At 52.2% G+C, this 14193-nt stretch carries 8 protein-coding genes and 1 pseudogene; 3 read left to right on the forward strand and 6 right to left on the reverse strand.

The features are described from left to right. Window positions 1-928: 928 nt before the first annotated feature. From leuS to CKV68_RS06260, 4 genes are all read right to left on the reverse strand, one after another. Window positions 929-3781 (reverse strand): leucine--tRNA ligase, encoded by a 2853-nt coding sequence (gene leuS, locus CKV68_RS06245; protein WP_095076254.1) that lies wholly within the window; start codon window positions 3779-3781, stop codon window positions 929-931. A gap of 1298 nt (window positions 3782-5079) precedes the next feature. Beyond that, entirely contained in the window at window positions 5080-5763 is a 684-nt protein-coding gene (locus CKV68_RS06250; RefSeq protein ID WP_013912624.1) for an ABC transporter ATP-binding protein, read from the reverse strand. Continuing rightward, on the reverse strand, window positions 5760-6812 hold the full coding sequence (locus CKV68_RS06255) for an ABC transporter permease (RefSeq protein ID WP_095075818.1): 1053 nt from the start codon (window positions 6810-6812) through the stop codon (window positions 5760-5762). The genes CKV68_RS06250 and CKV68_RS06255 overlap by 4 nt, the downstream gene beginning before the upstream one ends. 190 nt (window positions 6813-7002) lie before the next feature. Beyond that, entirely contained in the window at window positions 7003-9546 is a 2544-nt protein-coding gene (locus CKV68_RS06260; protein ID WP_095075819.1) for a choice-of-anchor M domain-containing protein, read from the reverse strand. 218 nt (window positions 9547-9764) lie between these two features. Between CKV68_RS06260 and CKV68_RS06265 the strand changes: the two genes are divergently transcribed. Together CKV68_RS06265 and CKV68_RS06270 are read left to right on the forward strand one after the other, a co-directional pair. Next, on the forward strand, window positions 9765-11012 hold the full coding sequence (locus CKV68_RS06265) for a sensor histidine kinase (RefSeq protein ID WP_029973996.1): 1248 nt from the start codon (window positions 9765-9767) through the stop codon (window positions 11010-11012). Continuing rightward, a complete protein-coding gene (locus CKV68_RS06270) occupies window positions 11009-11608 on the forward strand; it encodes a response regulator (RefSeq protein ID WP_014836967.1) in 600 nt (199 codons plus the stop codon). The genes CKV68_RS06265 and CKV68_RS06270 overlap by 4 nt, the downstream gene beginning before the upstream one ends. Here CKV68_RS06270 and CKV68_RS06275 read toward each other — a convergent pair. Both CKV68_RS06275 and CKV68_RS06280 read right to left on the reverse strand, forming a co-directional pair. Next, the gene (locus tag CKV68_RS06275; protein WP_095075820.1) at window positions 11605-12552 is read right to left on the reverse strand and encodes an HtaA protein; all 948 of its coding nucleotides are present in this window, start codon (window positions 12550-12552) and stop codon (window positions 11605-11607) included. The genes CKV68_RS06270 and CKV68_RS06275 overlap by 4 nt on opposite strands. 165 nt (window positions 12553-12717) lie before the next feature. Next, window positions 12718-13213 (reverse strand): annotated as a pseudogene (locus tag CKV68_RS06280) (VanZ family protein). Window positions 13214-13753: 540 nt separating this feature from the next. Between CKV68_RS06280 and CKV68_RS11380 the strand changes: the two are divergent. Beyond that, window positions 13754-13939 carry a hypothetical protein gene (locus CKV68_RS11380; protein WP_231910416.1) on the forward strand — a complete coding sequence of 62 codons (186 nt, stop codon included), beginning with the start codon at window positions 13754-13756 and terminating at the stop codon, window positions 13937-13939. Window positions 13940-14193: the final 254 nt, after the last annotated feature.

Below are 14193 nucleotides of genomic sequence, written 5' to 3' on the forward strand. Positions count from 1 at the left end.
AAAACATGCCTTAACCTGCTGAATCATTATCAGGGAATTGTCCTCGCCACACTGATACAAGCCCCTGTCTATGCGCCTACCGCCACCCCCTACGCGTGACAGTAATTACACCCTACAAAGCCCGCAAAACTAGCTCAACAATAAAATCGGCCACCATCTTGGAAACACATCAGGATTCTTCCCAGCTCATGTACCTAGCTGGACCCAGCGTTGCACACCTGCCGTCATTGTTCAGCTGAGAAAAGTCCTTCTCAGCCTCCTACCACATGGGATACTAGAAGGACGGAAAATTTAGGAGCCCTGCCACATTGCAGTCACTACGACACGCTGCAACAACTTTGAGGACTACAACATGGTGACCAAACCAGAATTCTTCTTTGATCAATTCCTATGGTCAACCTTCATTCTCGTCTTACTTCCCACTGCAATAGCACTATCATCTATCTGCGCGCGGGAATCACGACACCATCGATCGAATCTGAAATCGATCTTTTTCGTCGGCTTTTTCATAGGCTTCCTCACTGCTACACTATGGCTGTCATGGAGCCCCAGCACTCCGATAAGCAGGGTCTTCACCTATGGCGCACCTGTAGATTTTTCCGCATGGCAGGTTATGGGATGTGGCATAACGCTCATAGTTCTCAATGCGCTGTTTCTTAGCCGCACCGTGCGAACGCCCTACAGCCCCCTAAGTTTCTCCGTCTGCACCGCTGCCGGATTTGCCACTGCCTTTTCGCTAGATGTTTCTTTCGGGGTATCCACCCAAGAAGGCGTCGGCATCCTTTTGTCATATGTTGGCGTAGGAATACTTTTATTAATCACCAATTCGATCTCCAGGATGGTCCTCTCCCGGATCCAGTAATCAATCCTGCATAGCCAAAAACAAGGCCGGGCTCTTTTACCGAGCCCGGCCAGTTGCATGTCTGCGCTACTTAATCACGAGATTGACCATACGTCCCGGAACAACAATCTGCTTGAACAGATTCTTGCCCTCAAGGTGGCTTTGCACAGTAGGTTCCGCAAGTGCGATCTCTACAATCTGATCCTGGGTGGCGTCGGTAGGCACCATAATGCGGGCGCGCACCTTGCCGTTGATCTGAACGGGAAGCTCTACCTCATCGTCTTTAAGCCATTTTTCCTCGTAGGAAGGGAACTGCTCAAAGGTGATGGTCTCCTCGTGGCCGAGGCGCTTCCATAGTTCTTCTGCGATGTGTGGCGCAACAGGCGCAACCATAATCGCCAGCGGCTCCACAGCCTCCCGAGGTGCACCCTTGGAGTAGGTCTTGGTCAGGTAGTTAACGTATTCAATAGCCTTAGCCACTACCGTGTTAATCCGCAGACCCTGGTAATCATCGCGAATACCTGCAATAGTGCGGTTGAGTGCCTTGAGGTCATCATTGGTGAGCGAGGCATCGGTGACCGAAAGCTCACCGGTCTCCTCGTTGACAACCAAGCGCCACAACCGCTGCAAGAAGCGATGCGCACCGATAACGTCCTTGGTAGCCCATGGACGAGACGTATCCAAAGGACCCATCGCCATCTCATAGACGCGGAGAGTATCTGCACCAAAATCAGAGCAGATCTCATCCGGCGCCACGGCGTTCTTCAGGGACTTGCCCATCTTGCCGTATTCCTGGTTCACCTCTTCACCGTTGTAGAAGAATTTTCCATCCTTTTCTTCTACCTCAGCAGCAGGAACATACACCCCACGGCTATCGGTGTAAGCAAAGGCCTGGATATAGCCCTGGTTGAACAGGCGGCGGTAAGGCTCGCCAGACGTGACATAGCCAAGATCAAAGAGAACCTTGTGCCAGAAACGCGAGTAGAGCAAGTGCAGCACCGCGTGTTCTACGCCACCAACGTAAAGGTCCACGCCACCGAGATCGTTCTCTCCACGCGGGCCAGTCCAATAGCGCTCATTTTCTATGTCACAGAACTGCTCGCTGTTGGTGGGGTCGATATAGCGCAGCTGGTACCAAGAGGAGCCAGCCCACTGCGGCATAACGTTCGTATCGCGGGTGTAGGTCTTTGGGCCATCGCCTAGGTCGAGTTCCACGGTGGTCCACTCCGTGGCTTTAGCTAGCGGTGGCTGCGGCTCAGAATCGGCATCGTCTGGATCAAAAGACACAGGCTTGTAGTCTTCAACCTCAGGCAGTTCCACTGGCAGCATGGACTCGGGCAGTGCATGAGCGACACCATCCTCGTCATAGACCACGGGGAACGGCTCACCCCAATAACGCTGACGGGCAAAGAGCCAATCCCGCAACTTGTACTGGATCTTTTCCACTCCAGCACCCTGTGCTTCCAGCCATTCAATAACCCGAGCTATAGCCTCCGCTTTGTCCAGGCCGTTGATATCCAGGCCACGGTCATTGGCGGAGTTAATCGCAGTGCCAGGCTCTACATAAGGCCCAACGTTCACGTCACCACCTGCTACAACCTCGCGGATGGGCAGGCCAAACTCGGTGGCAAACTCGTAGTCACGCGCATCGTGTGCTGGGACAGACATGATTGCGCCCGTGCCATAACCGGTCAAAACATAATCTCCGATAAATACCGGGATCTGTTCACCATTCACGGGGTTCGTGGCATATACACCCAAGAAAACGCCGGTCTTTTCCTTGTTCTCCTGGCGCTCAAGGTCACTCTTTGCTGCGATCGAGGCGCGATACGCAGCCACAGCCGAAGCCGGATCAGCTTCGCCGAAGGTCCACCGGGCGTCAATCCCCTCATAGGAACCGGTACCGGCAGCAACGAGGGCGTCGACAAGCTCATGCTCCGGAGCAAGCACCATGTAGGACGCGCCAAACAGAGTATCGGGGCGGGTAGTAAAGACGGTGATGGTCTTGCCGGCTGCCTCAAAGTCAACCTCTGCACCGCGGGAACGACCGATCCAGTTGCGCTGCATGCTCTTGACCTTCTCCGGCCAATCGAGCACCTCAAGATCATCGATCAATCGGTCAGAGTACGCAGTAATGCGCATCATCCACTGGGAAAGGTTCTTGCGGAATACCGGGAAGTTACCGCGCTCCGAGCGACCGTCGGCGGTGACTTCCTCATTGGCCAGAACCGTACCCAGGCCAGGACACCAGTTCACCGTGGAGTTGGAGCGATAAACAAGGCGGAAAGTGTCCACGACCTTGCGTTGCGCCACAGAATCCAGCTCGTTATACGGCGCGCCGAACTCTGAGGGTGTTTCAACCTCGCCAGACTCAAGCAGCGGAATAAGCTCAGAGATCGGGCGGGCTTTGTTGAGATCCTTGTCAAACCAGGCGTTAAAAATCTTCAGGAAGATCCATTGCGTCCACTTGTAAAATTCAGGATCCGTGGTGGCCACGCTACGGCGCGTATCATGACCTAGCCCCAAAGCCCCAAGCTGGCGCCGCATGTTCTCAATGTTGGCCATGGTGGTAGTCCGAGGATGCGTTCCTGTCTGGATCGCATATTGCTCAGCCGGCAAACCAAAGGCGTCATAACCCAAGGTGTGCAGAACATTTTTGCCCAGCATTCGGTTAAACCGTGCATATACATCCGTAGCGATGTACCCCAAGGGATGGCCCACGTGCAGACCAGCGCCAGAAGGGTAGGGGAACATGTCTTGAACGAAGAGTTTGTTTTCCGGAAGTTTCTGTCCCGTGACGGCTAGATCGCCGACAGGGTTAGGCGCATTAAACGTGCCATTGTCGATCCAGAATTTCTGCCACGTACGCTCAATATCGCCGGCTAACTGCGCGGTATACCGGAACGCAGGACCAGTAGTGCTCTCGCTCGGATTAGTCATGGAAAACAGTGTAATAGCACCTCGCAGCGCTTCCCCCATCAGAGCCATCACTGAGTGCTTAACGACGCCCCTGGGTTCCCTCCTTACGCACAATCCAGAGAGCCTCGACGCATTCTGCCCCCGTCTGGTCGACCACTACACCCTGTTGACCCCATTCGCCCCTTTAGCCTTACCTAATATATTCCCTGCTCATCTGCCACAAGCAAACAAAGCGGTAAAAAAATTTTTATTCTTAGCCACAATCTCTCGCGAACTTACCCAACCCTTGCTACTTTATAAGTACTTCTTGTCACTTCTACTGATTGGATTTATCTATGTCGACCGAGCTTCTGTCTAGCGTATCTAGCCTGCCTAGCCTGTCCAGCGCCTTCCAGATTTTCAAGCCAATCCTCACGGTTATAAAGCTCATCCTCAAGTTCAAGGGCCTCTTCTCTTCCTAAGCCCAAACTTTATGGTGCTTTTTTCTCATCGCACATAATAGAAAATCCCACTACAGTCCGTGTTTCCTGTAGTGGGCTTTTTTAGTCTCCCATGTAGCAACAGACCCTAGCCTGCCAAGCCGGAGCCCGTCGAGAGCCGAGAACATGTTAATCCGCTAAGGCGGCGGACCGGAGAACCCCATTGGCTCCGGTTTAGAACACTCAAATTCCCGCCACCCATCAGAACCCCATCCAGGCAAGCAGCACTCTTGGCTAACCTTAATGTTTCTCATGAGCATGGGCCTTCTTTTTGCATTTCCCTAATAAGTTTAGGCATTTTTGACGCCCCTGCTCCACATGCGGAGCTAGTTGCAGCGGACCGTCAAACTTCTCAACTTTGCGGGAAAAGTTTTCACTTTATCTACTAGGAGCAGTCGGAACTACCCCGCATCTACCAACAGGAATTCCCTGTTGCTGGACTTTTATACGCGATAGCCGACTCCTTTCACTGATCTCCGTCTAGATCCAACAGCCCCTCGCTGCCGATAATTCGAAGCTAACCCCACACGCAGTTTCAAACAAGCGCGCAAGCGTCGCAAAAGTCACCTTTTTCACAATGATATGAATTTACTGAGAAATCATATGCCCAAAAGAAGCAGGTCAACCTTGCGATATGATCACTATAGCAATAAAAACGCTTTAATGTAAGTAAATGCTGTGAATAATCTCAAGATTTCATATTTCCAGGTTATTTTGCAGCGTTCCATCCCTTGCAGTCTGCTCTGGATCTCTGCATGCGTATCGCGTCAGCCAAGCGAAAACCCCGCGAGTGAGAGGCTCACTCGCGGGGTAATTATGGTTTACGTGATATTGAGGTGCTTACTCTTTACGGGCGCCGTCGATAAGCTCCACGACGGCATCAGCGTAGGAGAGCTGGCTCAGATCGTGGGTCACCATCACTGTGGCCACGTCAAACTCTTTAGTGATCTCAGAAAGCAAAGTCACGATCTCCACGCTCATGCGACGATCTAGTGCGGAGGTGGGTTCGTCGGCAAGCAATAGTGAGGGGTTTCCCATGAGTGCACGCGCAATGTTCACGCGCTGGCGCTGACCACCAGAAAGTTGCGCAATTCGACGGGTCTCCTTGCCTTCAAGGCCCACACGCGCCAGCAACTCATCCGCACGATCATAACGAGCTCGCAGCTCTGCACCTCGTATACCGCGAACGTGATCCGTTACCAGAAGCTGTTCCCGGGCGTTCAACGAGCCCAGAAGGTTCGCCTGCTGGAAAACAAAACCGATCTCCTCACGACGCAACTTCGCACGACCCTCATCATCTAGATCGCGGACGTCTTGACCTGCGATCGTCACTGTGCCGGACGTCGGAGTTTGAAGCGCACCCGCTACAGAGAGCAACGTGGACTTACCGGAACCAGACTCGCCCACTAGCGCGAGCAGCTCACCAGAGTGAACTTCTAGGTCAACGGCATCCAAAGCCGTAACCGTAGACGAGCCATCGGGATAGACAACACTGGCTTTTTTAAGAGAAAGAACGGGAATCATGCTGCAGCTCCTAGCGCAATATGTGGATCAACCTTAGTAACATTTCGGACCGCAACAAACGATCCCACTAACCCAAGCAGCCAGATCCCAACCGCCGGACCAAGAACACTCAACACGGACACTTCAAACGGTACGGCCTGAGAAACAATCAGCCCCAGGATCGCGCCAACAGCAGCACCAGCAGTAACGCCTATCGCAAGGACGATCGCAGCTTGGCCAATCGCGTCTTTAAGCAAGTAGCGCTTAGATGCACCCAAAGCCGTCAAGACTGCAATGTCACGGGTGCGCTGCAGCGTCCATACGGTAAGGAAGGAAACAGTAACCAGAGCGGAAATTGCGTAGAGGAATCCCTGCATACTCTTCAGAGATGACTGCTCAGATTTGTAAGAAGCAAGGGCAGCAAACGCTCCCTTGAGGTCAGTGACCTTTTCATTCTTCAGGTCCTGTGGCTGGGCATCGCCGCGCACCAGAAGCACCGTGGCAATTCCAGGGCTGTGGCTTTCTTTCTTCCACACCTCAGAATTTACCCACACAACAGAGGAGTGGCTGTAATAGGTATCGTCCACCACGCCATCCACCTTTACGGCAACACCACCGATATTGAGCGTGTCTCCTGCATTGATCTCGATCTTGTCAGCGACGGACTTAGGAACAAGAGCGCCCTCACCTATCGTCGCGGTTGATCCCTCTACCTGGGTCCCCACCGGCAAACCCATCACAGCGGCCGCGTCAGCCCTATCGTTTGATTCAATTCGCGTCTGGTTCACGCCTAGTGGCGTCACATTCTCTGCACCAGCTGTGTCTTTCCACTTATCCAGAATCTCCTGACTGATCTCCGAAGAGCTAAACGAGGCCTCTCCCGTAGGTGCCGTAAAAACAAACTTGGCGCCGTCTTTGCCCAAGGATTCCAACGCCGCAGTGTTGCGCGCCCCTAGCCCCTGCGTCAAACCAGTGAGCATCACGATCAAAAGGGTGATCAAGCCCACCACAGAGGAAATCAAAGCGAAGCGACCGCCCGCCGAACGAATATCACGTAAACCGAGAAACATTTTTTCTCCTTTCTGCTATTAATTCTCGGCGTTCCGGAGACATTTTCCATCGGTGGCTCAGGCGAAACTCGAATCAACCATGTGGTTGATCGCAGATCCATGAGTTGCTTGCTGGGTTGCCTGCATTTCCATAGAGATTGCACCGTCCTCAGAAGATTTTTTCGAGCTTTGTCTATGGAAATGCAGGATGCTAGTGAGCTTCTCGACGCAACCTCGCCCACCCCAGCACGGCAAAACCAAGACCAAACGCGAGCATGGCAATAGGCACAACCCACTCGGCATCTGCACCTGTCTGTGCCAGGAATTTCTTTGCAGGATTCTTGGAGTCCGAGCGTTTCAGTGCCTCAGATGTGGAGGATGCATGCACAGCATTAGACCGACGTGGAGAGTCGCTCAAACTACGTGCAAGATTCTTAAGCTTTACCGGCTCATTCGTGCGGCTCGTCCTCTTAGCCGGTGCCTTAGACAGCGTGGGGACCTTCGCGTCTTTGCCCACAAGGAAGGTCAACGGCTGGGCCTCAGTCAGAATCTTTTCTTTCCCGTCCTTACCCGTACCTACAGCTTGAAGATACAACCGATACGTGCCTGGCTTGGTAAACGACCAAGACCCATGCAGGTGCATATGCTTAGTAGCCTTCATCTCCTGATGCTCAGAATCATCAGTATCAAAGTAGCGAGTAGGCGACCCGCCGATATCTCCCGTAAAAAACACGGCACGCCCACCCTCAGGGATCTCTGACTTCACCAGCTTGAAAGAAACGCCCTTGGCATACTCCGGCTTCTTATAATCAAGGTCTTCCGTGCTAAAACCTGGCCACGGCTTTTGCGGTGCCTCAACCTGCGGCAAAAGATAGAACTCCTCTCCCATCTTTCCCAAGAAATCCAGCTCAGTATCCTTGAGCTTCTGAGTACGCGTCATCTTGGCGTTTTCACCCACCCGAATAGCCGTCTTTTGGATAGGGCGCACAACCGAGGGGCTGGGTTTATCTGCTTTGAGAGCAACAAACGGTTCTCCCACATCGTCTGCCAGACGAATATCCATATGCCCTTCAGAGAGCTCAACGACTTCCGAACCAACATCAGGACGCTTAATCAGACCAGCATCCGAGTTCGACTCGCCGCGCGACGGGGGAGGTGTGGAAGGAGATTCATCCTTTTTCCAATCGTCTTCCTCATCCTCTTCATCCCCAGGCCTTTCGGTTTCAGGATCCTCGTGCCCTTCATCCTGATAGGAGTCTTGAGGGTAAGGATTCTTGTCTTCGTCGCCCGGTTTATAGCCGTTGAATTCTTCGACGGTTGGCAGCTTTTCTTTATCCTCAGTGATAGAAACTTTAAACTGCAGTTCAGAGCCCTTTGTCAGATCAACCTCTTTGACCTCATCCAATGGTTCCGCGTTTACCAGCGGGTGCGGAGTGATGCGCAGTCTTAGAACTTTGTCGTCTTTGCATACGGAAAGGTCGACTTCTTTCTCGTATTTCCCTTCTGCATCAAATGCACCCTCGACGCTGCAATCGGCATATCCTGTTGCTTTGTCTTTGCTGCTGTATAAACCGACGACAAAGTCTCCTCGCATGTTTTCGTCTTTGGCTTCAATGGTTAGCTTTGTCATGGAAGAATCCGTTGGCTCAGCTTTCAGAGTGATCCCACCGTCACTCAAAGACACCGGATCAGAAGAGGAAAAGTTCTTGGGATCATCCGGCCCAACCAAGGATTCGGACTCTTCACTGACGGTAACGGTCTCGCCGCCGGTCTGATACTCGATTTCTTCAGAGAGCCATGGGGCCGCATTATCCGACTCATCGGGGATAACAATAGCCTGGTAGGTGGAACTATCAGAGGCTAGATACGTTTTAGTGGTTGCTTTACCGTCTTTCACTTCCAATTCATCAAGGAAGTGCCCTTGGTTGGTCAAAACAAGACGCCCGTTGCCTTTACCGGTAAACGTGATGTTGGTAAAGACCCCGTCGGGCTTAAAAGTTATCGATGCCTCTTGTGATCCCTCGTTTTTCTCCTTGGCTGCTTCATAGCTCTTGGCAAAGTCCAGAATTTTTCCACTCTTTGGATCTTGTCCACCCACTTGCCATGCCACTTTCATGGGCATGGTCGGAATGGGAGTCCCGTCTTCTTTGTATCCCACTGCTTGATAGGTAAAGACGTATCGCCCAGGTTTAGAGAAAGTGGTGTGGAAGTGCGAGTGGCGCGGCTGAATAAAAGAGCGCAAAGAGGTATCAGTACTTGAATAAACCCTTCGCACGCCCGTAACAGTTTTTGTAAATACCTCCACGTCACCGGGACCTTCTACACCGAGTAAGTCCAGGGAATAGTTCCCATCTTTGAGCATGTCAGTATGAGATTTGAGCGAGCTATCTGTGTTGTATCCGAAATAGAGAGGAAGCTGGCTCGTGTCAACATCTTGGGGCGCCTGCCACACACCCTTATCGTGTTTGCCAAGAAACTGTGTGTCATCGGTCGGGTAGAAGTAGTAGTTTCCACCCATCGGGACCCACATGACGGTGGCTTGCGCTGGGATTGCTTTGGAGCCTGTTCCGGTCACCACACCCAAGCTGTGAATATCGTCCCCTTCAACGCTCGCTGCTGGTGATAAGTCTACGTGCGTCCCGTAGACGAGTTTCTTATTTTGGTCCGGTCCCGCTAGCGCGGGGCCTGCACCAGTCGCAGCGATAACAAAACAAGTTGCAGCAATGCCAAGGATTCTGCGGGAGGGGAGACGCATGGAAGTAACTTCCTTGTTGATATTGGGTTTTATTTTCATAAGGTAAGCCCAAATATCCCTTTTAGCAAACTCTCAGTTCACTATGACGTAGAGCACTCCCACAATGCACTGAACTTTTTTAGAAATCCCGAACAAATCACCATGTCAAACCGATTTTTAACACCCGAGGGGAGACTTCGGGGGTGGCAATGTTGACGCCTCGTATTAGATTCAAAAGCATGAAACCCCATGTGATTCAAATCCTTACGTTGCTCCGCGTCAGCCTGCACCTCATGTTCGCCGCGCTGCTTGGTTTTGGAATCATCCGCTTCGCCCTTAACCCAGAGTCCGACTCACCGTGGAAACCGTCAATCATCGCCCTAGCACTAGTACTGGGCGCCTTTTACATGTTTGGGACCGCCTGGGAAAACCGTTTTGCCCGTGGCGATAACATCAAAGACCCCATGCCCCTGAGTGGTTGGTGGATGCTCGCAATCACATTGATATGGGCGCTTTTGATGGGGGCGTCGGGCAGCTTCACATGGCTAATGTTTCCGCTGATGTTTATTGCACTCAACCTGCTACCCGGAATCCGTGGTGTGCTAGGAGTGCTAACACTGCTGGGGATTGCCACCGTTATTCCCTGGATAGCCCGGCCAGAAGACTGGACACTAGGGCAGTTATTCGGCCCCATAATCGGAGCTTGTTTTAGCGTCGCGGTCTATTACGGTTACTACGTTTTAAACCAAGATGCCATGCACTATCGGCAAGTGGCTGCCGAATTACTCGCCGCACAACGAGATCTTGCAGCCTCAGAACATCAGTCAGGGCGTCTTGAGGAACGCGAACGATTATCGCGGGAAATCCACGACACCGTAGCCCAAGGGCTTAGCTCTATCGTTCTTTTATCCCGCGCCGCCCACGGACATCTAGAGCGTGGAGAGCTAGAGAATGTTCACCAGCAGCTCACTGTCATTGAGAAGCAAGCAGGGGAGAGCCTCGCTGAGGCACGACGATTTGTTCGCGATCTCGCGGCTCCATCATTGGGCGACTCACTTTCTACAGCTCTTCGAGGTGTTATCAACGGCATCCGCGAGAAGCAAGCAGCACTTGGCTGTCCCATCGACGCTCACCTTGAGCTCGTAGGCGATGCAGAGACAAGCCTCCCCGAACCAGTTACTCGCACTGCACTGCGAGTAGCCCAAGAAGGGCTCAACAACGTTGTTAAACATGCCCAGGCCAGTAAAGCAGTGGTCACGCTTGGGATATGGGAGGATGAAGTCAGCATTGATGTTGTAGACAATGGATTAGGATTCGACACCACACGCCTTGACGCCTCCGGAGAACAAACCGAAGGGGGTTTTGGGCTCGAGGGTCTTAAAAAACGCATATCCACCGTTGGCGGCACTCTCGTGATTGAATCAGATGAGTACGGCACTGCATTGGCTTGCCGTATCCCGCTCACCAGCCGTAGGGAGACCCAATGATCCGCGTCATGCTTATCGATGACCACCCCGTCGTCCGAGCCGGATTACGCACAATACTCGATAGCTTTGAAGACATCTCCGTTGTCGCAGAAGCCAGCAATGGCGCCAACATAGATACCGAGGGAATCGACGTCGTTGTCACAGATATCCAAATGCCGGGAACCGATGGCATCAGCCTTACCCGCGCGCTTGCCGCTGCCGGAGGACCTCCTGTGCTCATCCTGACTACCTATGACACAGAAGCAGATATTCTCGCAGCGGTTGAGGCCGGCGCCATGGGCTACCTCCTCAAAGATGCACCTGAGGCGGCACTGCATGATGCAGTGGTGGCAACATTTGAAGGCCGACGCACGTTGGCTCCAGAAGTAGCCAACGCGCTCATGCAACGCGTGAGCAAACCGCGACAGGCTCTATCCACCCGAGAAATCGAGATTCTTCAGAACCTAGAGCAAGGTCTATCCAACCGACAACTGGCGGCAAAACTCTTTATTTCTGAAGCAACGGTGAAGACGCATCTCGTGCATATCTACGCCAAACTAGGCGTAGATAACCGAACAGCAGCCATCACCGCGGCTCGACAGCAACGACTTATCTAGCTCAGTGCTATCTTTCCAATAGCAATCGGACCAGCAAAGACGTCCTGCACGCCATGAATACCGTGAACAATCCCCACCTCCCGGCGCTGCATGATGTCTTTGCCCACGTTGGCAGACGTCGATACATCAAGGGTGAGGGCCCATGTCCCATTACCCCGCGGCTCTAACCATGGGTTTGCTGCCGCTATCTCTACCACGTTATATTTCGCGGTCGCCGTTATAGTTCCACGGAAGCGAATAATACCGTCGTTGCCCTGTGCCTCATTTTTGCTAAAAGCCACGTCGTTACCGGCGAACAGTGCGCCGTCGGCAAGCGCTACGCCTCCACCCGCCGCGGTTGTGACTTTCTTGAGGAGATCAGCAGAAAAACGCAGATCAGGGGTAGGTGCCGCCGGGGTATTCGGCCCAGGTTCCGGCGAGTAGGGAATCGGAACGTAAAATTCCTCCGCCGGATTGACCGATCCCGCGGCAGCATACACATACACTCCCCAGTTGTTGCCGGGAACAGTCTCGGGAGGATCCACAACCAGACGAGCATGGAAACTCCCATCCGGGTTCATCCGTTGGGATTCCCTTGCGATGGAACGACGAAAATCAAAAGGAATAGTCGGTATAGCGTCAAGCGTCCCATCGGGCATAACCCAAGCCATCCGGTTATGAGGATGTTTACGCGCGCTACTGGGAGCCCCCTCGCTTGGCTTCCACGCGTCGGGAAAAGCGCTGTACAAAGCATAGACACCATTAGGAACACCGGGAGGTATGGGAATTGGGAAGCCTCCACGGTTAGCGTGCGGGCTGAAACCAGTACCGTGCACAACGATGACGTCACCCCGATGAACAGGACCGCGGAGTGGTTTTCCTGCTTCATCGGTCACAGTAATGCGCGGTGACTCTACAACTGGCTCAGAGGAAAAGAGCGAAGGATTGTCCGGAATTGTAGGCATCGCTACAGCAATCCCATGGGAAGAAAAACAGAGACATGTTGCCACGCCCACAAGGAGGGCTTTTCGACGACTATAGGAGGGGATCATATTTTTAGGATAGCCAAACCTATAGGATATGAAGTTATGGGATTGGCAACACCTACGCCTTGCCAACGCCTCAATCCCCTATGTATTTTTTACAATCTTGTCCGGATCACCCAAACGCTCTCCCAACCCCCACCAGCACTGCAAAAACTAGACCTAAGAGGATCGCTAGCCAGACCCACAAACGGAAAAATCTTGGACCCAACATCTTGGCAAATAGCGCCCCTACAAAAGCCCCCAGGGTATTCATCAGCAGGTCGTCAATATCTGAGTAGCCAAGCGAAAACAGAAACTGGCTCACCTCAATAGCAAGGCTAACTAGAAATCCTGTAAGCGTAGACCACAGCACCATACGTGTACCAGCACCGCGCGACTGGTGGAACCACACATAGGCCAGCATTCCAAAGGGTACAAAGAAAGCAATGTTTCCCCCGTAGCCAAATACCGGAATAAACCAATTGGAATTACTCATAACCTCGTTAAACGGCACCAATTCCACAGACCTATTGCGATGTGCTGCGGGATCCCACAAGTAACCAATGCGATAGAAAGCCTTCAACATGGTCAATGAGACCATGACCGCCGAATAAACAATCAGCGCAACAAGAGCGAGTTTTCCCGGACCATGAGGTTGCGCAACATCATGTCCAGAAAATTTTTCACGTAGAGGCATGCTTTTAAAGGTACGCAACCTACAAAAAAGGGGAGCGCTGTGAAACACACAGCACCCCCACGCAAGTCCGAGAACTGACTCCGAATATCTGCTTGAAGCGAGTAAGCAGCTCAATCGGTTAGCTGCAATAGAAGTAAAACCTTCAATATGCTCGAAAATTGAGGTATTCCCGATTAAGGAACCTAGTGCAGCACAGAGCATAGTGGCCCGGCACCCAATAAACACCATGCAACTCTGGGATATTTGGCCCATTCCTGTGACAAATATCTAGTTCAAGACATTCACAACAACCGAGGAACACGTAAAAGAACAGAAGAAAGGAAAGACATGGACGCGGTAAGAGAAGAAAGACGTTCGCTTTGGGCTAAATCGGCCTCAATCTTGCTCTCAATATTTACTATTGCGTTTCCCTATATCTTTCCTTCCATTTTCCCAGAAGGAACGATGCCGTATTACATCATCACTATGCCTCTAGGGATCGTCGCTGGAATCTTTGCTTATCGTATTCGCTCATGGTGGCTTATAGTCCTGGCCATCGTTGCAGGATTATCCCCTCTATTGTTTGCTTGGATGCTCTGGTTCAGCATCAACCTCATCAACCTAATAACAGACGTGCATCTAAGCAGTTAGCTCCTAAAACTGGCCTGCCTTCATACTCCCGCTGTTCTAGTGATATGGCACCTAAATAACTTTCTCCTGTCTGTTAATTCGTTCGAGTTTATCCTCGGAAATACGGCGCTGACGATGCTTATGGCTGTGAACTAAGGAAGTTATACGTACTGGCGAACAGGAAAGCGCATGCCCGGGGCTGCCGTTTGGATCTCATATAGGCTCTGCGACCAAGCGCAAAGGCCGATGAGTGAAAACTCACCGGCCTTCTAGTC

Origin of the sequence: Corynebacterium ulcerans (assembly GCF_900187135.1) — a bacterium.
Lineage (GTDB): Bacteria > Actinomycetota > Actinomycetes > Mycobacteriales > Mycobacteriaceae > Corynebacterium > Corynebacterium ulcerans.

Bases quoted from the DNA above. Each gene is read 5' to 3' on its own strand.
- CKV68_RS06275 (WP_095075820.1), bottom strand. From the start codon at position 12,552: ATGCCTACAATTCCGGACAATCCTTCGCTCTTTTCCTCTGAGCCAGTT.
- CKV68_RS06250 (WP_013912624.1), bottom strand. From the start codon at position 5,763: ATGATTCCCGTTCTTTCTCTTAAAAAAGCCAGTGTTGTCTATCCCGAT.
- CKV68_RS06270 (WP_014836967.1), top strand. From the start codon at position 11,009: ATGATCCGCGTCATGCTTATCGATGACCACCCCGTCGTCCGAGCCGGA.
- CKV68_RS06260 (WP_095075819.1), bottom strand. From the start codon at position 9,546: ATGCGTCTCCCCTCCCGCAGAATCCTTGGCATTGCTGCAACTTGTTTT.
- CKV68_RS11380 (WP_231910416.1), top strand. From the start codon at position 13,754: ATGCCGTATTACATCATCACTATGCCTCTAGGGATCGTCGCTGGAATC.
- CKV68_RS06255 (WP_095075818.1), bottom strand. From the start codon at position 6,812: ATGTTTCTCGGTTTACGTGATATTCGTTCGGCGGGCGGTCGCTTCGCT.
- CKV68_RS06265 (WP_029973996.1), top strand. From the start codon at position 9,765: ATGAAACCCCATGTGATTCAAATCCTTACGTTGCTCCGCGTCAGCCTG.
- leuS (WP_095076254.1), bottom strand. From the start codon at position 3,781: ATGACTAATCCGAGCGAGAGCACTACTGGTCCTGCGTTCCGGTATACC.